Here is a 23,962-nt window from a genome sequence, read left to right as displayed (position 1 = left end):
TCTTTGTCCCCTTATAAGCAAAAGTTAGATGAACAAAGATAATAATTTGGGTAGAGTGTTAGCGTTACTGTCGCTGACGTTGTTGATGAGCTTTGGTTTATATAGCCTTCCGGATACATTGTTCGGGTATAAGATCAAAAAGGTAGATCTTTTATCGGATTTCAAGGTGAAAGAGGAAAAGCTCTCCTTGGATTCTTTGAAACAACAATTGGAACAAGCGGACACCCTTCAAGTAGATTCGGTAGCATTAAGGGATTCTATCATGCGTTCCGCCGGAATAGATTCTGCGGCTTTGGCCCTTCGTGATTCGTTATACAAAGCGGTCTATGCTGTCCAAGGAGCGGATTCGCTGGGGGCTCATATCGAGGACTATTCTCTTGGACATATCGGTTTGCAACGATTCTTCGCCGCCTTAAAAAACAGGCGGGAATTGAATCGTCCGGTACGTGTGGCCTTTTTAGGAGATTCTTTTATCGAAGGAGATATTATGGTGGCCGATTTCCGTTCCGGGATGCAGAAGGAATTTGGGGGGCGGGGTGTTGGTTTTGTACCGGTCACATCCGTAGCGGCACAGTTCCGTCCAACCGTGGAGCAACGTGCCTCCGGATGGACTACTTGGTCTATGCTGACAGATCATGAGCATGGATATACTTTATCTGGGATGATGTTCGAGGCAAACGAGGAAAACGCCTCCATCCATGTGAAGACGACTAAGCGTTATCCGGAGCTTCAGACGTTCTCTTCTTTGAAACTGATTTATGAGCAGAATAAGAATACGGAGATGCGCTTGGTTTGCAACGCTTCCGCCGATACCCTACAAGAGATGCTTCCCGCCACATCGATCGTAACCCAATACGAGTTGGAAGGGATGTTCACCGAAGCGGATTTCACTTTTAAGAATACTCCTGAGTTCCGGGCATTAGGGGTCGCTATGGAGGATCATTTAGGTGTCGTGGTCGATAATTTCTCTCTTCGGGGAAACTCGGGTATGATATTGGAGCGATTGGATGTCTCCCGTTGCCAAGCATTGAATAAGATCCGTCCGTATGACTTGATTGTCTTGCAGTATGGGTTGAATGTCGTGAGCGACAACGTGATGAATTATGGATGGTATAGTAGCCGGATGGTAAAGGTCATTAACCATATACAACTTTGTTTTCCGGAAGCTGATATATTGATGTTGGGGGTGTCGGACAGAAGCCGTCAAGACGATGGGGAATTCGAGACGATGCCGGCCGTGTTAGCCTTGCTGCACGCGCAAAGGCAAGCCGCTAAAAAGGCAGGGGTTCCTTTCTGGAATGTATTCGGTGCCATGGGAGGAGAGAACAGTATGGTCCGTTTCGTAGAATTAAACTGGGCTAGTAAGGATTATACGCATTTAAGCTTCAGGGGTGGACGGGAGATTGCCGGGGCCTTGCTGAAAGCGTTATTATCAGAAAAAGATTTTTATGATGAAGCGGAGAAAGTGGTTAATTAGTCTGGTTGTTTTAGGAGTGATCATGGGTTTCTCTGTTCCGAGACCTAAAGCCGGGACAAACGGAGATGTATCTCTTGATAGTTTGGCGGTTCGGGATACTGTAGCGTTGCCTCCTTTATCTTATTCTATGAAAGTGGGAAAAGATACGTTGATCTTACCGGATTCTAGTAAGGCGTGGAATGATTTCTTCAATGAACTGGATTCGTTGCGTGCAGGGAAAGATACGGCTATCACGATCGTCCAGTTGGGGGATTCGCATATCCAAGCCGGACATTTAAGCGGTCGTGTCATGCGCCTTTTCCAACAGGCGTTCGGGAATGCCGGACGAGGCTGGATCGCTCCTTTTAAGTTGAGCAAGACCAACGAGCCGGATGATTACTTTATCAAATCCGTCGCTAAGGATTGGATTGCCGGACGTTGTATTCAGCATGTCCGGAAAACCCCGATAGGGATCGGTGGGATCGGGATTAAGTCTGTTTCCCCCTCGATTAATTTTGATGTCGTGATAACTCCGAATAATGGTGCCGGATACGAGTTTAATGAGGCGATCTTATATAGAGGGGAGAAGTCGATGCCCATGCTTCCTGCCGGGGCTTTGAAAGACTCGGTCCAAACATTTCGTGCGGATACCGTATGTGTTCCCGGTGTATTAGCCGACACTTTCCGGATCTCCTGCTTGACCGATACTCTACAATTGCAGAGTACGAGACGGAAAGAGGGCACGAATACATTGCGACCGGCCTCATCCTTTACGAATTTATATTATGGCCTGACACTGAAGAATGGAGGCAGGGGTATCTTATACCATTCCATCGGAGTGAATGGGGCGATGTATGTGAATTATACGGACGAGGCTTATATACGTCAGTTGGCTTTATTAAAACCGTCCTTATTAATCATCTCTATGGGAACCAACGAGACGTTTGGCAGACGTTTTAATACCGATGAGTTTTCCGGTCAGATAGAGGCTTTCTTGGCGTTAGTCAAGAAGGAGTTGCCTAATACGGCAATCTTACTGACGACTCCTCCGGAATGTTATAGGAGAGTCCGGTCGGGAAAACAGCGAACGTATGTGCGTAATGATAATACCGAGCGGGCTGCCCGTGCTATCCGGAATGTAGCGAAGAAAGAAGAGGTCGCTTGCTGGGATTTATTCACTACGACAGGAGGGAAAAACTCGTGCCGCAAATGGCATAGTTCTCGTTTGATGGGACGGGATCGGATTCACTTTACGAAAGAAGGGTATCAAGAACAAGGAACGCTTTTGTTTAGGGCGTTCATGGAATCATATAATAACCGATAAGAATCTTATATGGAATATAATATACTTAGAGATTGGCTTAGTAATCATCAATTCACGTGGGAGAAACTGGGAGATATCCTGACATATCATCATAATGCCCCGATCTTGTTTAGTAGCGGGTTGTTCTTCTTCTTGTTTATCGGTTTCCTGATGATTTATATGTCGCTAAGGAAACATACGTTGGCTCGCATTATTTACGTGACACTGTTTTCCCTTTATTTCTATTATAAAAGTAGTGGACTTTGGTTCGGGCTGCTGGTATTTACGGCTACTTCCGATTTCTTGATAGCGCAATGTATCTCGCATACGACATCGGTATTAAAACGTAAATTATTCGTTACGCTTAGTCTCTGCATAAACCTAGGTATGCTGGGGTATTTCAAGTATTTCAATTTCCTAGGCGAACTGTTTACTATGGCCGCCGGGGGAGAATGGCTTAAGATGAACATCTTCCTTCCGGTAGGAATCTCTTTCTTTACCTTCCAGAGTATAAGCTATGTGATAGATGTTTATCGGGGACGAATCCAACCTCTCGGCCGTTGGATCGATTATGTTTTCTATGTATCGTTCTTTCCTCAACTGGTTGCCGGGCCAATCGTTCGTGCCCGGGATTTTATCCCTCAAATGTATAAGAATCCTACGGTGACGCGATCTGAGTTTGGTGAGGGATTGTTCCTTATCTTATGTGGTCTTTTCAAGAAAACGGTTATCTCGGATTATATCAGTATGAATTTCGTGGATCGTATTTTTGACGCTCCGTTGCTTTATACGGGTGTGGAGAATTTATTGGGTGTCTATGGGTATGCGCTACAGATTTATTGTGACTTCTCGGGGTATTCGGATATGGCGATCGGTATCGCTCTGTTGTTGGGATTCCGCTTTAATATAAACTTCGACTCTCCCTATCAATCGGCTACGATTACCGAGTTTTGGCGTCGTTGGCATATCTCCCTTTCCTCTTGGTTAAAAGATTATCTGTATATATCCTTAGGGGGGAACCGGAAGGGGAAGATTCGTACCTATATGAATCTGATGATAACGATGCTGCTAGGCGGGTTATGGCATGGGGCTTCCATTAGTTTCATCTTATGGGGAGCCTTACATGGTATAGCTTTGGCTGCGCATAAGTTCATCATGGGGCATTTCAGTAGCTTTAAGGCCTTAGGATGTGAGATGAAGCCTTGGCGACGGGTATTAGGTGTCCTGATTACTTTCCATGTGGTTTGTTTCGGATGGATCTTGTTCCGGGCTACCTCGATGAAGGCCGTGGGAGAGATGCTTCGCCAGATCTTCACGAATTTTCATCCGGAGGTGTTCATGCAATTCGTCTTAGGATATAAAGGGGTGTTTGCGTTGATGGTGATCGGTTATGTGCTGCATTTTATGCCTAAACGCTCTGAGGATGCCTTGAGAGGAGTCGTGACCCGTTCCCCATTATTGATACAGGCCGCTATATTAGCGATAGCGATTTTCATTGTTGTTCAGTTTAAGAGTGCGGGAGTGCAGCCGTTTATTTATTTCCAATTCTAAGGGGACAAACACATATATCGGCATAGCCTCACGCCAGTATAGGCACAACCCTACACTACTAGTGCCGTAAGGCTACGCCGATACTGATTTCATAGGCAAAGTATCTTAGGTTCATTACTGAAGTATCTTAGGATCGTCGGCCGATGCACCTAAGATATTTTTTTGACATCTTAGTGTGTTCCTATCTAATACCGTTGTAGGGGGGAATCCCGCCAGATTTATCAAACGGTTGTGACATTTAAGTCTTGCGTGAGCCGTAAGACTTAAATGAATTCATTTACTCTGGGGGTTGTGAGCCGGCGGGAAGTTTGATGATGATATTCTTCAAATCCGCCCCGGATACATTTTGGAAGACGCTTAGTCCGAACTCCGGTATTACCGCAAGTACATGGTCGAATATATCCGCTTGGATTCCTTCATATTCGACCCATACCTTATTAGATGAGAAGCAATAAAGTTCGATGGGAATACCTGTATCAGTCGGTTGTAGATGCCTTACCATGCAGACTAATTCCTTACTTACTTCCGGGAGGCTTCTTAGGTAACGTACGAGATAAGCACGGAAGACACCCAGATTTGTTTGTCTACGTCCGTTCACCCAAATGGAGCTATCGATATGATGTTCTTCATTGTATTCATATAATTCCTGTTCTTTTCCGTCGATGTAATCCGTGATAAGAGAGATCTTACGAAATTTCTCTAGCATTTCCGGGGTACAAAAATGTACGCTGTTCATATCGATATTGATAGAGCGCTTGATACGGCGGCCCGGGGATTCGCTCATACCTCTCCAGTTTTGGAAAGCGTCGCTTACTAAGGCGTAAGGAGGGATGGTCGTAATAGTATTGTCAAAGTTTCTTACTTTCACGGCGTTCAATGTCACCTCGATAACCGTGCCGTCCGCACCATATTTACTCATCGTGATCCAGTCCCCGGCCCGGAGCATATCATTGGCGGATAATTGGATGCCGGCAACGAAACCTAAGATCGTATCCTTAAAGACCAACATCAAGATAGCGGCAGACGCACCCAATCCGGCCAGTAAAGAAACCGGGGATTTATTGATAAGAATACTGATAATCAATATCACTCCAATAAAGAAAACCGTAACCTGCAAGATCTGTATGAAGCCTTTTAACGGCTTGTTCTTAAAGGAATCTTTTTTATTATAGATCTCGTGGATCAGATTTAAGGAAGCGTTTATAAACCTTAAAGAAACCGCTATGATATAAATCTGACAAAGTTTTTGGAGCAATATTAAAATCTTCGGTGTCTCTTCGGCTGAGAAGGCGAATGGTAACAATATATAAATCAATATGGCCGGGATCATATGCATCATCTTATTGATGATCTTACGATCCACGATTAAATCGTCCAGTTGATTTTTCGTCTTCCTCGCTAATCGTTTGAACATACCAAGGAAAATATACCGGCAACTATAATCGATCCCAACGGTGACGGCTATAATAAGTAATAAGATCACTATATTGTCTAGGTAACTGGAATTTTCGCTTATCAACCCCATTTGAACTAATAAATTATATACCCATTCTTGTATCTTGCTCATAAATACGATTTTAAACTTTAAGTAGACAATCCGGAGACGAAGATAGGAAAAATAATCCGAACACGTACTTTAGTCTGAATATTGATATACTTTCAATTCAAATTTAGGAATCATAGCGAAGAAATGGTCGAATATATCCGACTGGATCCGTTCATATTCTTTCCATATTTTATTCCGGGAGAAGAAATAAATCTGGACGGGAACACCATATTCCGTGGATTGAAGTTGGCTGATAATTAAATCCAAATCTTGATTTACGACAGGAAGACTTGTCAGATAACGCTCTACATATACACGGAATACTTGGGAGTTTGTAGGTACTACATCCTTATCCGGTTGGTAATCCGCTAATAAAGGAATTTCCTTGCGGAATGTATCTAGCATTTCCGGTGTACAGAACTTGATCGTATTCAAATCGAGATAAATGGACTTCATAACCCTACGTCCTCCAGACTCAACCATTCCGCGCCAGTTTTGGAAAGAACTATTTACTAGATTATAAGGCGGGATTGTTGAGATCGTATTATCGAAGTTCTGAACTTTCACGGTGTTTAGGGTTATTTCTTGAACAATACCGTTCGCGTTGGCAGAAGGCATCGTGATCCAGTCGCCGGGGCGCAACATATCATTCGCCGAAAGCTGTATACCCGCCACGAAACCTAATATGCTATCTTTAAATACCAACATAAGAATAGCTGCCGATGCACCTAATCCGGCGAAAAGGGTAGCCGGGGATTTATTGACGAGAATCGCTATAATGACAATGCCGCCAACGAAGAAAACAAGCACTTGTAATACTTGTATAAAACCTTTCATCGGCCTGTTTTTCATTTTCTCCTGTTGGTTAAACAAATCCAACATCATTAAGAGAAGACCATTGAGCGCTAACAGCAGGGAAAATATGATATAGACCGCACAAATCTTCTGGGAAATGAATAATAATTCCTTTCCTCGGATAAAAGCCATCGGGAGCAAAGCATATACTAAAATGCCGGGAATCGTATGTACGAGATAATGTACGACCTTACGTTTAATTAATAACGTATCCCATTTATAATGCGTATGCTTAACGATACTACGTACCCCTCCGACAAAAATAGCTTGGCATAAATAATCTAATCCGATAGCGACCGCCACTAGTAAGATGGCGATGATCGCCTCGTCAAATGTGTTCGCTATTTTCTCGTCTACACCCCATCCGGTGAGGACTTTGTTCATCCAACTACCTAAATTTATCATAATAATCGTTTTTTGATATAACACTACTCTTAAAAATAGGTTCAATCCTACGTTAAATTTGCCCTTTTGTTAAGATTGCTTGTAAATGTAAGCGTATTAATCCAATTGAAAAATGTATCTTTGTGAAATAATATAAACTTAAATGGATTCCATGAGATCTCTGTTGTCAACCTCAGATTTTCTACAGGTACGAGAGCATAAATTAAGTAATGATTTGACGGTATGGTTGAATGAGGACCATAGCCAACCTAAGATATTCGGAGCCGTAGTTGTAAAAGCCGGAGCTAAAGATTCCCCTAACACAGGTATCGCGCATTATTTCGAGCATATGATGTTTAAAGGAACGGATAAGATCGGGACAATCGATTATGAGTCCGAGAAAGTCTTGCTGGACATTATCGCCGAGAAATATGACGCTTTGGCGGATACCGAGGATCCCAAGATGCGTGCCCATTTGCAGCAAATCATTAACGACCTGAGCGTACGTGCCGCTGAGTATGTAATACCGAACGAGTTCGACCGGTTGATCTCTCGTTTCGGTGGTACGAAGTTGAATGCCGGGACTTCTTACGACTATACATTATATTTCAATACATTCTCTCCGCAATATATCTCCCAATGGGCCGAGATCAATAGTGAGCGTTTGGTAAATCCCGTATTTCGTCTTTTCCAGAGTGAGCTGGAGACGGTCTATGAGGAAAAGAACATGTATGGGGACACGATGGCTAGCGTCGCCATCGAGAAATTGACAGAGCGTTATTTCTATCCGCATCCGTATGCGTATCCGATTATCGGAAGTGCGGAGAACTTGAAGAATCCCCGTCTTTCGGAGATGCGCCGGTTCTTCGAGAAATACTATGTCGCTTCCAATATGGGATTGATCTTAAGCGGGGATTTCGATACGGAGGAGGTCTTGCCAATCTTGGAATCTACTTTTTCACGGATACGAAAAGGGAAGCCGCCCCACCGGGATATCGTTGCGCTTCCACCATTCGAGGGGCGGGAGAAAGTGAGCGTACGTATTCCTATGCCTTTCGTGAAAATTATGGCATTGGGATTCCGGGGAGTTCCCGCGAATCATCCGGATCAAGTTGCGCTCAATATCGCCGTATCTTTATTGAATAACTCCAATGGTACGGGATTTTTGGATAAGCTGACGGTAGATCATAAGGTGATGGGTGCGATGGCGGTTAACCAAAGTATGAATGAGGCTGGAATATTAGGTTTGTTGGTATTTCCGAAGTTCTTTTTCCAGACCTATGCGGCAGCTGAGAAATTAGTATGGAAACAGATTAACCGTATTAAGGAGGGGGATTTTAGCGATGAGATGTTCCAAAGCTTGAAATTGGAACAGAAACGTGAATATGCCTCCAAATTGGAAGACATAAACTCAAGGGCCGAGGTGATGATGCGTATTTTCTCTCAAGGGAAAAGCTGGCAGGATTATTTGGATGAGGTCACCCGTATCGATGCCTTGTCGAGAGAAGACGTGATTGAGATCGCCAAGAAATATTTTACGGAGAATTATATGTACGTCACGAAGAAGACCGGACGCTATCCGAAAACGATCTTGCCCAAGCCGGATTATTCACCGATTATACCGAAGAACTCCGATGCTTCCTCCGCTTACGTGGAACGTTTGGAAAAGATACCCGTACAAGAATTGAAACCGCATTTTCTTGATTTTGAGAAAGACGCCGAGGTCGTATCCTTGCGTCCGCTTGTCACGTTGTATAAGACTCATAATTCCGTAAATGATATATTCTCGCTGACACTATCTTATGGAGTGGGGCAGTTGGAGCTTCGTGATCTTGATAAATTGTCCGCTTATCTACCTTTCGTAGCGACGGAATCCATGTCTTTTGAGGTCTTTCGGGGTAAATTGCAGGAACTTGGTAGTACATTGACTTTTGATTCCACGGATTCTGAGTTTCTGGTGGTGGTGAATGGTTTCGATGGGCATTTTACCCAAACAATGGCTTTGGTCGGCGATTTCTTGCGGCACGCCAAGCCAGATGACAAGAAGTTACGGCAGATTGTGGACGAGGCGAAGGTAACGGAGAAATCGTTGTTCAATTCCAGCGAGAACGTAGCCGATATGCTGTTAGAGAAAGTCAAATTTGGGGAGCAATCCCGTTATTTGACCAAATTATCGTTCGCTGAAATCAAAAAACTAAAAGGAAAGATGTTGCTGGACACCTTCAGTAAGGTACGTTCGGTCGCTTGTAACCTGCATTATTGTGGTACATTGTCTACGGAGGAGGCCGCTCGGCAGATCAAGCAGCATTTACCATTGGAGGAGGTAAGTATTCCATCGAACTCTCCCTATATTCGTGATCTTATGACGTATGATAAGCCGACTGTCTTTTTCATGGACATGGAGGATGTCGCGCAAAGCATAATCTATGCCTATATGTATATCGATCCGTTGAAGGCTAAGGAAGATCGTCCTGTTTCCCGGTTGTTTAGCGCTTATTTCGGAGGGGATATGTCATCCTTGATGTTTCAGGAGATCCGTGAGTTTCGTTCGTTCGCTTATCAAGTAAATGCCCGTTTGAAACATCCTCCTTTGAATCGATCGGAGAAGCCCGCTAGTTTCGTGATGAAATTGGCTACACAGACGGATAAGATGATCGATGCGATGGAAGTGCTGGAAAATCTGGTGCATGATATGCCGGAACGTCCGGAACGGGTGGAGTCGGTGAAGCAGACGATTCGTAATTGGGTGAATAATGAATATCCTACTAGTCGCTCTCTTTCCTTGAAGATTGCCGGTTTCCGGCGTGAAGGGTACGAGAGCGATCCGAACAAGGATTATCTGGAGGTCATCGATCGGATGACTATGGAGGATATCCTTCGTTTTTATAAGGAGAATATACAAGATCATTTAATGATATATGCGATAGTCGGTAATTCAAAGAGTATGGATATGGAGAAACTCTCCAAATTCGGACAGATCGTTAAGGTAACAAGGAAAGACATTTATAAATAATGTATAGTAAGGAGGAACTGAAGAATCTCAAATTGGAGTTTTGGGAAAGCTTCGCCGCTTTTTGTGAGGTGCAACCCTATTTGCGGGGGCGTAAGAAAATTTGGACATTATATGATACGAAGGTAAAGGGCGTTGAGTTGAAATTCGACGCGAACCGCCAAGGGGCTTACGTTATTCTTGAGGTAAACCACCGTAGCGAGGATTTACGTCTGGAAATGTTTGAGCGCCTGACTTGGTATAAAGAGACCTTGGAACAGGATTTTCCCGAAGGCTTGATCTGGGATATTTGTTTTGTCCGTGAGAATGGCCGACAAGTGGCCCGTATCTATGTGGCAAAGGAAGGATTGGATTTGCATCGGAGAGCGCATTGGGGAGATTTTTTCACGTTTATGGCTAGCCAGATGTATTTGTTGGAACGAAATTTTATGGGTATAGCAGAATACTTAAGAGAATAATTACGAGATATGAACCTAAAGGTATTTATCGGAGCTTGCGTACTGTCCGGTCTGGTTGCTTGTAGCTCTGTTAAACAAGATGAGGCCGGTTTGTCCCGGCCCGGTGTGAGCCTTGAGCTGGCGCGATTCCGGAAGGAGCATTTCTCCGATGTCCGTTATAATCTTTTCTTCTCGATCCCGGAATCTCGTGGCGAGGCGATCCGGGGAAAGGTGGAGCTATCGTTGCGATTAGACGAGAAGCAGCCGCTTATTATTGATTTCCGCGGAGAACAGGAGCAAGTGACATCCGTAACCTTGAACGGAGGCGATATTCCCTACGAGGTGAAAGATGAGCATATCGTGATAGCCTCAGATTGGGTAGCGGTGGGAGAGAACCGGGTAGCGATCGCTTTTACTCCGGCGGATCAATCCTTGAACCGGCGGGATGAGTTCCTGTATACGTTATTGGTTCCGGACCGGGCACGTACGGTATTCCCTTGTTTTGACCAGCCGGATATGAAGTCGCTTTTTACCTTGACCTTGGAAGTTCCTTCCACTTGGCAGGCCGTGGCGAATGGCGCTATCACGCAAACGGATAGTACGGGCGTCTCCGGTCGGAATCGTATTTCTTTCAAGGAGACGGAACCGCTTAGTACCTACCTGTTCTCATTCGTGGCCGGTGAACTGACTCGGGAGGTTTATTCCCGGAACGGACGGGATATCTCTATTTATCATCGGGAGACAGATCCGAAGAAAATCGCTCAATGCCCAGCCATTGCCGATGAGGTGTTCGACGCGTTGGAATGGCAGGAAGACTTTACTGGTATTCCTTATCCTTTCGCTAAATATGACGTGATTATCTTACCCGGTTTCCAATATGGAGGTATGGAACATACGGGTGCTACCTTATATACGGATCGCCGGATGTTTCTGGATGAGCATCCTACCTTAAATGAGCGATTGAGCCGGAGTGCCTTGATCGCGCATGAAACCTCTCATATGTGGTTTGGCGATTATGTAACGATGAAATGGTTTGATGATGTATGGACTAAAGAGGTTTTCGCTAATTATTTCGCTTCCCGTATCGTAGAACCTTTATATCCGGACGTGAATCACCGGTTGAATTTTATTCGGGATTATATTCCCGCGTCTTATTCGGAAGACCGTACGTCTGGCGCGAATCCGATCAAGCAAGATTTGGATAATTTGCGGAACGCCGGTTTGGTATATGGAAATATCATCTATGATAAATCTCCTGTGATTATGGAGATGTTGGTACGTGTTCTGGGAGAAGACGCTTTCCAGCAGGGAATCCGTGAGTACTTGACTACTTATGCTTATGGGAACGCTACGTGGGAGGGCTTGATCCGTATCTTGAATAAATATACGGAAGAGGATCTGGCCGCTTGGAGTGAGGTGTGGGTGAATCAGAAGGGTATGCCGGAGATTACGGCTTCGGTTAAGGACGGCGAGTTGGTCGTAGAGCAGCGTGATCCGTTGGGCCGGGGTTTAAAATGGCCGCAAGAATTAACCTATCGGGTGATCTGTGGAACGGATTCGGAAGAAATCCCGGTTTCTCTCGAAGGAAACTCTGATTCCTTCCGAATGAAATTAAGTTTTCTTCCGAATGGAAATTGTGTCATTCTTCCGAATATAAATGGGCGTGGTTATGGCTTCTTTAAAATAACAGAGGGGGAGTCTTCCGGTCTATGGTCTGTGCTTCGCTCATCGGAAGATGAGGTGTTGAAGGGATCTTTGCTGATTACCCTTTATGAGAATCTTCGTTGGAAAACGATTTCTCCGCAAGGGTTCCGTGAAGAGATGTTAGCGTATTTACCGAATGAGTCTAATTCTTTATTGTTCTCGATGGCTTTAAGCTATTTAGGAGATTGCCAGCGGATATTCCCGTCGGATTCTCGTCCGTTGGAACAGGTCTTGTGGAAGATCGTGACAACGAATCCCGTATCCCAACATCGCTTGCAGGCGTTTCGTTTGTATCGTTCGATAGCGGATTCAGAGGAGGCGGTACAACGTCTGTATACGTTATGGCAGGAACGGAAAGCTCCGAAAGATTGTACGTTGAGCGAGAGTGATTATATTGGCTTATCCTATATGCTGGCGATGCATTTGCCGGAAAAAGCGGATAAGATTATCGCCACGCAATTGTCCCGCATACAGAATCCGGACCGGAAGAAGGAGTATCAATTTATCTCCCCATCTGTATCGCCCCGCAAGGCGGAACGTGACAGTGTCTTCGCTTCCTTGTTGATCGCCGGGAATCGTAGGGTGGAGCCATGGGCCTCTTCCGCTCTCGCTAATTTGAACCATCGCCTACGAGAACAAGAGTCGGTCGCTTATATCCGTCTGGCCTTGGAAGCGATGTCGGAAGTACAGCGGACTGGCGATATCTTTTTCCCCACCGCTTGGGTTCGCTCCTTGCTTTCCGCCCATACATCGAAGGAAGCTCGGGAAGAAGTTGATGCGTTTTTTACCGCGCATCCGGACTTCCCCTTGATGCTTTCCAATAAGATTAAGCAGCAAGCGAGTCATTTGTATTAAAGTAAATCATTATCTTTGTCCTTGAGAACGAATTAATAAGAAAGGAGTATTTGTATGACGGCAATGGAACTAAAATGCCTAAAGATGGATTTGGTCGAAGAATTGTTAAGCATCGATGATAAAGACACGCTCAACCGTGTGAAGAACTATCTGAAAAAGCTGAACAATAAAATTAGGACAAAAGCCGAAGAGGAAGAAACGGAATATATTAGCAAGGAAGAAATCTTGGCAGGGATTGATGCCGGGCTGAAAGACATGATTGCCGGGAGGAAACAATCAGCGAGAGATTTCTTAAAAGAAATGAGAGATGGAATATAGAATAGAAGTCTTAGCCTCCTTTAAGAAGGAAGCGAAACGTTTGCGGAAGCATTATGCCTCTTTCATTGATGATTATGAAAACAAAGCAGAACGTGAATCTATAAGCTTGAAAGAGATAGAATAGTTGCTCCGTAAGAACGGATTGAAGTAATATAGATATTGTGATAATATTTTGTCAGAAATATTTGTTCTTTCAATTATTATTGTAACTTTGCGACGTAAATAACAAAAGAAATGAAAATAACGACTACATTACATCACCATCATCATTACAGCGGGCGATAGTTCGGTGGGCTGAATGGTATGTATGTACTCATGATAAAAAGATAAAGGCTTGCCGTTTTGCGGTAAGCCTTTTTTGTTGATATTTATAATATAAAAATAAGATATAGTTATGTTGAGAATTGCGGTACAATCGAAGGGCCGTCTGTACGACGAGACCATGATGTTGCTTGAAGAAGCGGGTATTAAACTAAACAGGGGCAAACGCATTCTGTTATTATCGGCAAAAGGTTTTCCGGTAGAGGTATTATTCCTTCGTGATGATGATATTCCTCAGTCTGTGGCTAACGGTGTGGCGGATATTGGTATTGTCGGAGAGAACGAGTACGTGGAGAAAGGGCAAGAGGCGAAATTGATCAAGCGTCTGGGCTTTAGTAAGTGCCGTCTGTCCTTAGCGATCCCAAAAGATGAGGAATATAAGGGGGCTGAGTGGTTTGAGGGAAAAACGATCGCTACTTCCTATCCCGTGATCCTACGGTCTTTCTTAGAGGAGAGAGGCGTGAAGGCGGATATTCATGTAATCAGCGGCTCTGTGGAAATCGCCCCGGGCATTGGTTTGGCGGACGCTATCTTTGATATCGTAAGCTCCGGTAGCACTTTGGTAAGCAATCAATTGAGAGAAGTGGAGGTAGTCCTTCCTTGTGAGGCTTTATTGATCGCTAACAATAATCTATCCAAAGAGAAACTGGAGATATTGGATGAGCTTCTATTCCGCTTCGAGGCGATTCAAGTCGCCGAGGGCAAGAAGTACGTGTTGCTGAACGCTCCGAAAGAAAAGCTGGATGAGATTATCGAGGTGCTTCCCGGTATGAAGAGCCCGACCATAACGCCTTTGGCAAACGATGAATGGGTCTCTGTTCAATCCGTGATCGCCGAGAAGCATTTCTGGGAAATTATTGGTAAACTAAAATCATTGGGGGCTGAAGGTATCTTAGTGCTTCCGATCGAGAAAATGATTGTATAATATGGAGATTATAAAATATCCCGGACGTGAGGAATGGAGCTCACTAATCAAACGTCCCGCATTAGATGTAACCACCTTGTTCGATACGGTCCGTACGGTATTGGACGAGGTACGCGAGCAGGGTGACACTGCCGTAAAAGCGTATGAGGAAAAGTTTGATAAAGTGCTCCTTTCTTCCCTTCAAGTCTCGGAAGAGGAGATGCGGGAAGCGGATGCCTTGGTCGCTGAGGACTTGAAACAGGCGATTCGTACGGCAAAGGCGAATATCGAGAAGTTCCATGCCTCACAGCGTTTCGAAGGAAAGAAAGTGGAGACTACCCCGGGAGTCACTTGTTGGCAGAAAGCGGTAGCGATCGAGAAAGTCGGTTTATATATTCCGGGCGGAACGGCGCCTTTGTTTTCCACGGTATTGATGTTGGCAGTGCCCGCACGTATCGCCGGATGCAAGGAGATCGTATTATGTACGCCACCGAACCGGGAAGGGAAAGTACATCCCGCTATCCTGTTCGCCGCGGAGGTCGCGGGTGTAAGTAAGATATTCAAGGCTGGAGGAATCCAAGCGATAGCGGCGATGGCCTATGGGACGGAATCGGTCCCCAAGGTGTATAAGATCTTTGGCCCCGGTAATCAATACGTGACGGCGGCGAAGCAATTAGTAAGCCTAAAAGAAGTCGCCATCGATATGCCCGCCGGACCATCCGAGGTAGAGGTGATCGCGGACGAGACGGCGAATCCCGATTTTATCGCCGCCGATTTCCTCTCGCAGGCCGAGCATGGAGTGGATAGCCAAGCGATCCTCGTAACCGCTTCGGAAATGATCGTGGAACCCGTGGCCCGTGCCATCCAAGAGCAACTCGATCGTTTGCCCCGAAAGGAGATTACCGAGAAATCATTAGCGCACAGCCGTATCATCGTATTGAAAGATTTGCGGGAAGTCGTGGACTTCACGAACCAATACGCTCCCGAGCACTTGATTATCCAAACAGCGGATTACACCGCTATCGCGGAGCGAATCGAGAACGCCGGCAGTGTCTTTATGGGTCCATATACTCCGGAAAGCGCAGGCGATTATGCTTCCGGCACGAATCATACCTTGCCGACCAACGGTTATGCCAAGGCATATAGCGGCGTAAACTTGGATAGTTTCATCAAGAAGATCACTTTCCAAGAGATCTCTTCCGATGGTATCCGTGCCTTGGGTAGCACGATCCAAACCATGGCGGCCAACGAGCATCTGGATGCTCACCGCAACGCAGTAACAATTAGACTGAACACGATATGAAAGACCTGAAAGATTTAGTAAGACCGAATGTCTGGAATTTGAAACCGTATTCATCCGCACGTGATGAGTTTCATGGGGATGCCTCCGTTTTTCTGGACGCGAATGAGAATCCGTGGAATGTGCCGTATAACCGTTATCCCGATCCCTTGCAGTGGAAATTGAAGGATCGTCTGGCCGTATTGAAAGGCGTGGATCGTAGCTCGATCTTCTTGGGCAATGGCAGCGACGAGGCTATCGATCTGGTGATCCGTGCCTTTTGCGAGCCGGGGTTGGATAGTGTGGTGACGATCTCGCCGTCGTATGGTATGTATGAGGTGGCTGCGGATGTAAATAACGTGGAATGCCGCAAGGTCTCTTTGGACGAGAATTTCGACTTGGACGCTGACCGAGTGTTGGAATCGGCGGACGAGTGGACTAAAGTGATCTTCCTATGTTCCCCGAATAACCCCAGTGGCAACAGCCTGGATCGTGGCTCGATCTATAAGATATTGAAGAATTATGAAGGAATCGTGGTGATCGATGAGGCTTATATCGACTTCTCCGCTTATCCCTCTTTCTTGAAGGAATTATCCGGGTTCCCGAATCTGATCGTTCTTCAAACCTTATCGAAAGCGTGGGGAGCGGCAGGTATTCGTTTGGGTATGGCATTCGCCTCTCCGGAGATTATCGGTGTCTTGAATAAGATCAAATATCCGTATAACGTCAACCAACTTACGCAGGAGAAAGCTTTGGAGCTCTTGAGCGACGAGGCGACCATGAAGCACCAAGTGAACGAGATCCTCACGGAGCGTAACCGGTTGGAGAAGATCCTGTCCGAGCCTCCTTTCTCCTATCAAGTATATCCCTCGGACGCTAATTTCTTGTTGGTGAATGTCGGCAAGGCGGATGCCATGTATAATGGGCTCGTGAAGAAAGGGATCGTAGTGCGTAACCGTAGCAACGTGCAGAAATGCCGGGGTTGCCTTCGTATTACGATCGGTACGCCGAAAGAGAATGATAGCTTATTGAACGCGATGAAAAACATGAAATTATGAGCACGAGGAAAAGAGCGTTGTTTATCGATCGAGACGGCACGCTTGTAAAAGAGCCGCCCGTAGATTATCAATTGGATAGCTTGGAGAAACTAGAGTTTGTCCCGAAGGTGATGCGTAACCTCTATTTCATTCGCGAGCGGTTGGATTTCGAGTTCGTGATGGTCTCCAACCAAGACGGGCTGGGTACGCCCTCTTTCCCGGAGGAGACTTTCTGGCCTGCCCATAACTTGATCCTAAAAACACTGGAAGGCGAGGGGATCGTGTTTGATGATATATTGATCGATCCTTCCTTTCCCGAGGATAATTCTCCGAATCGTAAGCCTCGTACAGGAATGCTTACGAAATATATGACAGGTGAATACGATCTGGAGAATAGTTTCGTGATCGGGGATCGCCTTACGGATATGGAGTTGGCCCATAATCTGGGCGCTAAAGGTATCTGGTTGCGCCCGGAGGAGGGAGCGGAGAGTGAGTTGGCGGCTTACGCTACCTCATTGTCTCCCGCCTATATCACGGATGATTGGGATAAAATCACCGAGTATCTGTTTGCTGGCGAGCGTCGTGCGGTCGTACGGCGTGCCACGAAGGAGACGGATATTTATGTGGACTGGAATCTGGATGGAACCGGAAAGACATCGATCTCTACCGGGCTTGGTTTCTTCGATCATATGTTGGACCAGATCGGTAAGCATTCCGGTACGGACCTGACGGTACGGGTAAAAGGCGACTTGGAAGTCGATGAGCATCATACGATAGAGGACACGGCGATCGCCCTTGGCGAGGCCATGCTGAAAGCGCTGGGTGATAAGCGAGGGATCGAGCGTTATGGGTATTGCCTTCCGATGGACGATTGCTTGTGTAGCGTGGCGCTGGATTTCGGTGGCCGTCCTTGGTTGGTTTGGGACGCTGAGTTCCACCGTGAGAAAGTAGGGGATATGCCTACGGAGATGTTCCTCCATTTCTTCAAGAGCTTGAGCGACGCTGCCCGCATGAATTTGAATATCCGTGCCGAGGGTACGAACGAGCATCATAAGATAGAAGGTATCTTCAAGGCTTTGGCCCGCTCGATCAAGATGGCGATCCGACGAGATATTTATCGGTTTGAGCTACCGAGTACGAAAGGGCTCTTGTAATCTGTAAAAAACACTACTGTATTTGTGCACGAATACAGTAGTGTTTTAGTCTGAATACTATTGTGTTTATCCACAAACACTATAGTGTTTTCGACTCAGATTCTATGACATCAGATAAACCGATAAAAGCCTATAGAGGATATTCCTCGAAAGCATATAGAACCGTGGAGAGATACCTTTCTCCTGTGTCCGGAAGCAACGCCACGATCGTTTTTCCCTCATTCTCCGGAAGTTTAGCTAGTTCCACGGCGGCGTATACAGCGGCGCCGGAAGATATTCCTACCAGCAACCCTTCCTTCCCGGCCAGTTCGCGGCTGGTACGGATAGCGTCATCGTTCGTTACTTGCAGGATCTTGTCAACTACCTCCCCGTTGTAGGTCTTGGGGATAAAGCCGGCTCCGATACCCTGTATCTTGTGCGGGCCGGGCTTGCCTCCGGAAAGTACCGGTGAATCGCTAGGCTCTACCGCTACGATTTGTACGTTCGGGTTGTGAGCTTTCAATCCGGCACCGACACCGCTGACCGTGCCTCCGGTTCCTACGCCGGCTACAAACAGATCGACTTTACCATCCGTATCACGCCAGATCTCTTCGGCGGTCGTACGGATATGTACGGCCGGGTTAGCGGGATTCTCGAATTGTTGTAGGATGATGGAACCGGGAGTCGCGTCACGCAGTTCCTCCGCTTTGGCGATGGCTCCTTTCATGCCTTCCGCCCCGGGGGTGAGGACGAGCCGGGCACCTAACGCTTTCAATAAATTACGACGCTCGGCACTCATGGTATCCGGCATGGTCAGGATTAATTTGTAGCCTTTCGAGGCGGAGACAAAAGCAAGTCCGACTCCGGTATTACCGCTGGTCGGTTCGATAATGGTAGCGCCGGGTTTCAACAAGCCTTTAGCCTCGGCGTCCTCGATCATCGCCAAGGCGATGCGGTCTTTTACGCTACCAGCCGGGTTGAAATATTCCAGCTTGCCGATTACTTGGGCTTTAAGGCCCTTGCTCGCGTTGAAATTAGAGAACTCCAACAGGGGAGTGTTGCCGACAAGGTCGGTCAGTTGTCTTGCTATTCTTGCCATATACAAATGAATTTTGTTGTTTCTGGATTCTTTTATTTATATGACAAAGATAGTGGATGGATTGTTTACGGCATATACCATAAACCGGGTATTTTTTTACCTCCTTCTATGCGTCACGCACAAAAGGAGGTTACAATCATAATTATATACAAGTCTGAAAGGACTATCTTTAATGTCTGCCTCCTCCTAAGGCTTGGTAGAGGTTTACGGTGGCTTGAAGCTCGTCAAAACGATCCGTTACTTGGGAGAGCTGGGCGCTGAGCAGGGTTTGCTGTGCCGTGAGCACTTCCAGATAAGTGGTGTTTCCATGCGTCATCAGCAATTGGGTGCTACGGACGGCATCTTCAAGCGATTCGATTTGGTGTGTACGCAAGTCGATCTTTCCCTTTGCGGTCTGGGCTTGGGTAAGTGCGTCGTTCACCTCTTTTCCGGCGTTGAGCACGGTTTGTTGGAAAGTGAGCTTGGCCTCTTCTTGCTGCGCTTTCGCTATTTTCAATTGGGCGATATTCGCTCCTTTGTTAAATAGCGGTTGCGTGAGGGAGCCGACCGCCGATAGTAATAGTTTACCCGGATTTACGATGTAACTACCTGCGCTGTTTGTCCATCCCGCGCTGCCGCTAAGACGTAGCGAGGGATAAAAATTGGAGCGTGCGGAGGCTGTCCCGTAGAACGCTTGCGCCAATGCGTACTCGGCGCTACGTACATCCGGACGGTTCGAGAGCATCTGTACCGGGATACCGATAGCCAGATCCGGGGTTAAGGATTGGTCTTCCAACCTTCCTCGCTCAATATCCTGAGGTGTCTCTCCCAATAAGACGGCAAGTGTATTCTCGGTCTCCCGGATGGTCTGTTCCAGATCCTTAACAGAGGTCTCGATGGAGTAGCAAGTAGCCTCGGTTTGCGATACGGCCGCCTCGGTAGTCATGCCGGCTGCCATTAATGCTTGGGTGGTACGAAGGCTTTCTTGCCATTTCACGGCGGTTTCTGTCGTGATCTCGTATTGCCGGTCCAGCATCAATAAGGTATAATATAAATTGGCGATATTGGCGATCAGTTGTGTTTGTACGGCTTGGCTATACGCTTGGCTTTGCGACAAGGCGGCTTTCGCTTGTCGTTTGGCGTTTGTCAGCCGGCCGAAGATATCGACCTCCCAACTGGCCGATACCGGGACGTTGTATGTCCACGACGCTTTCGCCTTATCAAAGCTACTTGTCGTGCCCTGTGGATCTAGGGAGAGCGACGGGAGGTAGGAGAGGCGGGAGGTCATTAACGCCGCCTCAGCTTCTTGTACCTTTAGATGGGCGATCCGCAGATCTGTATTATTGGCTAATCCCCGTTCGATCAAGGATTGCAAGGCCGGATCGGTGAATAGGTCCCGCCAACTGATATTCCCGATGGAGAAGGTATCTGCCGGGGCTATCTCCTCCCGATATAGATTCTCCGGGAGGGTGGCGACAGGCTCGTATTTCTTGTAAATGCCGCAGCTATTCAACGCTAGCGTCGCTACGGCAAGGAGTATGATGTTATTTTTCATATACATTATATATATACAACTGGATAGATTATTTCTTGCTATCTAAATATTCTTTTCTTTCTTCGGCGGCCTCTTTTACCTCTTCTTGCACCTGCCAGTCAAGGGAACGCTCGAATTGGATCGGGCGTAGTTTCTCTTGCAGGTATTGGAACGTGATGAATAAGCAAGGCACGATAAATAACAAAGCCAATGTACCGATCAACATACCGCCAACGGCACCGGTTCCCAACGAGCGGTTTCCATTAGCGCCTACGCCGTTGGAGACGATCAATGGCAGCAAACCGAATATCATCGTAAGAGCGGTCATCAAGATCGGGCGCAGACGAACCTTTGCCGCGCTAAGAGCGGCTGAAGTCAGGCTCATACCGGACAGGCGGCGTTGGGTAGCGTACTCTGTCAATAAGATGGCGGTCTTCGCCAACAATCCGATCAACATGATCAAACCGGTTTGCAGATAAATGTTATTCTCCAATCCCATGAACTTAGCGAACAAAAAACTACCCATCAAACCCATCGGTACGGAAAGAATCACGGCGAAAGGAACAAGGAAACTCTCGTACAAGGCACTTAGGATCAAATAAATCATCAAGATACAGATACCGAAGATGATAATGGTCGTATTACTCTGCTGGTTCTCCTCACGGGTGATACTACCGAAGTCGTAGCCATATCCTTTCGGAAGCGAAGTGACCGCTGTCTCTTTTACCGCCTTGATAGCATCCCCGGAGCTATATCCATTGGCCGGTACGGCATTGACGGCGATCGAATTATACATATTGAAACGGGCTAAAGATTCGGCACCGTATACCTTGGTCAAGGTGATAAACTGACTAAGCGGTGCCATCTCGCCGTTCGACATGCGTACGAACGTATTATTCAAGGAGGCCTCATCCAGACGATATTTAGGATCGGACTGTATCATCACCTTATACACCTTCGAGAAACGGTTGATATTCGACACATATTGCCCTCCGTAATAACCGGAAAGGGTTGATAGAACAGCATCCGGAGTGATTCCGGCCCGTTTGCATTTCGCCGCGTCCACATCCACGCGCCATTGCGGGTACTTGATATCGAAGGTAGAGTAAGCCGTAGCGATCTCGGGCCGTTCACGCAAGGCGGCGAGATATTGCTGGGTCGTGTTAAAGAAGGTCGTTAAGTCTCCACCGGCCTTGTCTTGCGTATGCATTTCCAATGCGTTACCCATACCATATCCGGGGATCATGGCCGGGGCGATGGCGAAAATCGTAGCGTCCTTGATATCTGCCGTACGGCCATATACCTGTCCGATCACGGCTTGTACGTTATCTTCCTTGTCCGGGCGCTCATCCCAATGTTTTAGTTTCAAGATGAACATACCGAAAGAGCTACCTTGTCCGGCCAGCAAACCATAACCGGAAACCTTGGAATAAGATTGAAGCTGTGGAATCTGGTTGATCCGTTGCTCGATATTCGTCATGATCTTGTTAGTCGTAGCCAAGGAGCTTCCGGAGGCCGTACTTACGTTGACAAAGACCGTACCTTGATCCTCATCGGGCACCAAGCTGGATTTTGTCGTGTTCATCAAGACGATAAGTAATACGATGGAGCATGCCAATAAAGACCAAGCCAGCCATTTCCGCTTGATAAAGAACAACACCCCGTGCTTATATTTCTTGATGACCGAATCGAATGCGGCGTTGAACGCCTTACGGAAACGTGCGGCGAAGTTATTCTTTTGGGTGCCGTCCTCGTTGATGTAAGGCTTCAATAAGATAGCGCAAAGCGCCGGGCTTAACGTTAACGCGTTAACGGTAGAGATACCTACGGCCGCTGCCATCGTCAAACCGAACTGCGTATAGAATGTACCGGATGTACCGCTCATGAACGATACCGGGATAAACACGCCCATAAATACCAATGAAGTAGAGACGATGGCGGATGTTAATCCTTTCATCGCGTCCATACTAGCCATATAAGAGGACTTATATCCAACGTCGAACCGAGCTTGGACTGCCTCGACGACAACGATCGCATCGTCCACCACCGTACCGATCACCAATACCAAAGCGAATAAAGTGATCAAGTTGATGCTAAATCCGGCGACCGTCATAAAGGCGAACGTACCGATCAAGGAAACTACGATCGCTACCAACGGAATCAGCGTAGAACGGATATCCTGCAAGAAGACATATACCACAAGGATAACGAGGATAATGGCCTCTATCAAGGTTTTTACAACCTCATGGATCGAGGCGTACAAGAAATCATTCGTACTCATCAATTTTACGACCTCGATACCTTTCGGGAAGTCTTTCGAGGCTTCCTCAAGAAAAGCGTCGATCTTATTATTCACCTCCGTGGCATTCGATCCGGCTGTCTGGAAAACCATACAGGAGATACCCGGCTTACCGTTTGTTTGTCCGATATAGGCATAACTCTCCTTTCCTAACTCAATGTCCGCTATCTCTTTTAGCTTCAATACCTCTCCATCCTCGGTGGATCGGATCACGATCTCGCCGAATTCCTCCGGAGTAAGTAGGCGACCGCTATATTTCATGGTGTACTGATACGTCTCGTCCGAGTTCTCGCCTAAAGAACCCGTGGCGGACTCAATATTTTGCTCGGCCAACACGGAGGTCACGTCCGAGGGGATCAATTTGTATTGGGCCATAACGTCGGGCTTCATCCAGATACGCATACTGTAATCGCCACCCATAACCATCAACTCGCCGACTCCGGAGATACGGAGTATCTCTGGTTTTAGGTTGATGCTGATGTAATTACTGAGGAAGTTCTCGTCATAAGAACCGTCCGGGCTATAGAGCGAGAAGATCTGTAACATACTGGTCTGGCGCTTGGAAGTCGTGACACCCACTTGGGTAACCTCGGCCGGCAATTGCCCGGTCGCTTTCGATACACGGTTCTGTACGTTTACGGCGGCCATGTCCGGATCGGTTCCTTGTTGGAAATAGATCGTGATCGTGGCGGTACCGGAGTTGGTAGCCGTGGAGGTCATGTAGGTCATATCTTCCACGCCGTTGATCGCCTCTTCCAAAGGGGCTACGACACTCTTCTGCATGGTCTCGGCATTCGCCCCGAAGTAAGTCGTACTGACCATAACGGTAGGAGGGGCGATATCCGGATATTGTTCTACGGGCAAGGTGAAAAGCCCGATGATACCCGCAACCATAATCGTGATGGAAATTACGGCGGACAGTACGGGGCGTTCTATAAATGTGCTAACTTTCATTGTT

At 46.7% G+C, this 23,962-nt stretch carries 17 protein-coding genes; 12 read left to right on the top strand and 5 right to left on the bottom strand.

Annotated features, from left to right (window positions below; genetic code table 11):
* The first annotated feature begins 28 nt into the window (after positions 1-28).
* The 3 genes from DWX33_RS13790 to DWX33_RS13780 are packed head-to-tail and all read left to right on the top strand — an operon-like array spanning position 29 to position 4,310.
* On the top strand, positions 29-1,477 hold the full coding sequence (locus tag DWX33_RS13790) for a hypothetical protein (RefSeq protein WP_122369740.1): 1,449 nt from the start codon (positions 29-31) through the stop codon (positions 1,475-1,477).
* Positions 1,449-2,780: a GDSL-type esterase/lipase family protein gene (locus tag DWX33_RS13785; RefSeq protein WP_122369738.1), complete on the top strand. Its 1,332-nt coding sequence runs from the start codon at positions 1,449-1,451 to the stop codon at positions 2,778-2,780. The genes DWX33_RS13790 and DWX33_RS13785 overlap by 29 nt, the downstream gene beginning before the upstream one ends.
* A 9-nt stretch (positions 2,781-2,789) precedes the next feature.
* Entirely contained in the window at positions 2,790-4,310 is a 1,521-nt protein-coding gene (locus DWX33_RS13780; RefSeq protein WP_011966257.1) for an MBOAT family protein, read from the top strand.
* A gap of 277 nt (positions 4,311-4,587) precedes the next feature.
* Here the strand turns inward: DWX33_RS13780 and DWX33_RS13775 are convergent, their stop codons facing one another.
* Together DWX33_RS13775 and DWX33_RS13770 are read right to left on the bottom strand one after the other, a co-directional pair.
* A complete protein-coding gene (locus DWX33_RS13775; RefSeq protein ID WP_122380560.1) occupies positions 4,588-5,877 on the bottom strand; it encodes a mechanosensitive ion channel family protein in 1,290 nt (429 codons plus the stop codon).
* Positions 5,878-5,946: 69 nt separating this feature from the next.
* A complete protein-coding gene (locus DWX33_RS13770) occupies positions 5,947-7,116 on the bottom strand; it encodes a mechanosensitive ion channel family protein (RefSeq protein ID WP_005857209.1) in 1,170 nt (389 codons plus the stop codon).
* Positions 7,117-7,258: 142 nt separating this feature from the next.
* On the opposite strand from DWX33_RS13770, the gene DWX33_RS13765 reads away from it, so the two are divergent.
* The 9 genes from DWX33_RS13765 (at position 7,259) to hisB (ending at position 18,114) form a co-directional block, all read left to right on the top strand.
* Entirely contained in the window at positions 7,259-10,108 is a 2,850-nt protein-coding gene (locus DWX33_RS13765) for a pitrilysin family protein (RefSeq protein ID WP_122380559.1), read from the top strand.
* The gene (locus tag DWX33_RS13760; protein ID WP_005857205.1) at positions 10,108-10,563 is read left to right on the top strand and encodes a DUF4268 domain-containing protein; all 456 of its coding nucleotides are present in this window, start codon (positions 10,108-10,110) and stop codon (positions 10,561-10,563) included. The genes DWX33_RS13765 and DWX33_RS13760 overlap by 1 nt, the downstream gene beginning before the upstream one ends.
* 9 nt (positions 10,564-10,572) lie before the next feature.
* On the top strand, positions 10,573-13,101 hold the full coding sequence (locus DWX33_RS13755; RefSeq protein ID WP_122380558.1) for a M1 family aminopeptidase: 2,529 nt from the start codon (positions 10,573-10,575) through the stop codon (positions 13,099-13,101).
* 54 nt (positions 13,102-13,155) lie between these two features.
* Entirely contained in the window at positions 13,156-13,419 is a 264-nt protein-coding gene (locus tag DWX33_RS13750) for a hypothetical protein (RefSeq protein ID WP_005862616.1), read from the top strand.
* Positions 13,409-13,543, top strand: a complete 135-nt coding sequence (locus DWX33_RS23090) for a hypothetical protein (RefSeq protein WP_255419335.1) — start codon at positions 13,409-13,411, stop codon at positions 13,541-13,543. Before DWX33_RS13750 ends, DWX33_RS23090 begins: the two co-directional genes overlap by 11 nt.
* A 270-nt stretch (positions 13,544-13,813) precedes the next feature.
* On the top strand, positions 13,814-14,665 hold the full coding sequence (hisG, locus tag DWX33_RS13745) for an ATP phosphoribosyltransferase (RefSeq protein WP_005857196.1): 852 nt from the start codon (positions 13,814-13,816) through the stop codon (positions 14,663-14,665).
* A 1-nt stretch (position 14,666) separates the two neighbouring features.
* On the top strand, positions 14,667-15,947 hold the full coding sequence (gene hisD / locus DWX33_RS13740; protein ID WP_122380557.1) for a histidinol dehydrogenase: 1,281 nt from the start codon (positions 14,667-14,669) through the stop codon (positions 15,945-15,947).
* Positions 15,944-16,981, top strand: coding sequence for a histidinol-phosphate transaminase (hisC, locus tag DWX33_RS13735; protein ID WP_122380556.1), 1,038 nt, complete (start codon positions 15,944-15,946; stop codon positions 16,979-16,981). Before hisD ends, hisC begins: the two co-directional genes overlap by 4 nt.
* Complete coding sequence (gene hisB, locus DWX33_RS13730; RefSeq protein WP_008772239.1) at positions 16,978-18,114, top strand: bifunctional histidinol-phosphatase/imidazoleglycerol-phosphate dehydratase HisB; 1,137 nt, start codon at positions 16,978-16,980, stop codon at positions 18,112-18,114. The genes hisC and hisB overlap by 4 nt, the downstream gene beginning before the upstream one ends.
* A 130-nt stretch (positions 18,115-18,244) precedes the next feature.
* Here the strand turns inward: hisB and cysK are convergent, their stop codons facing one another.
* The 3 genes from cysK to DWX33_RS13715 all read right to left on the bottom strand — a co-directional run bounded on the left by cysK (position 18,245) and on the right by DWX33_RS13715 (position 23,958).
* Positions 18,245-19,192: a cysteine synthase A gene (gene cysK, locus DWX33_RS13725; RefSeq protein WP_005862606.1), complete on the bottom strand. Its 948-nt coding sequence runs from the start codon at positions 19,190-19,192 to the stop codon at positions 18,245-18,247.
* Between the two features lie 169 nt (positions 19,193-19,361).
* Positions 19,362-20,726 carry an efflux transporter outer membrane subunit gene (locus DWX33_RS13720; protein ID WP_122380581.1) on the bottom strand — a complete coding sequence of 455 codons (1,365 nt, stop codon included), beginning with the start codon at positions 20,724-20,726 and terminating at the stop codon, positions 19,362-19,364.
* 28 nt (positions 20,727-20,754) lie between these two features.
* Positions 20,755-23,958, bottom strand: coding sequence for an efflux RND transporter permease subunit (locus DWX33_RS13715; RefSeq protein WP_122380555.1), 3,204 nt, complete (start codon positions 23,956-23,958; stop codon positions 20,755-20,757).
* Positions 23,959-23,962 lie beyond the last annotated feature (4 nt).

Source organism: Parabacteroides sp. AF19-14, assembly GCF_003635485.1.
GTDB lineage: Bacteria > Bacteroidota > Bacteroidia > Bacteroidales > Tannerellaceae > Parabacteroides > Parabacteroides distasonis.
The sequence above is the reverse complement of the archived record's forward strand: the minus strand, read 5'-3'. Positions and strand labels throughout refer to the sequence as shown.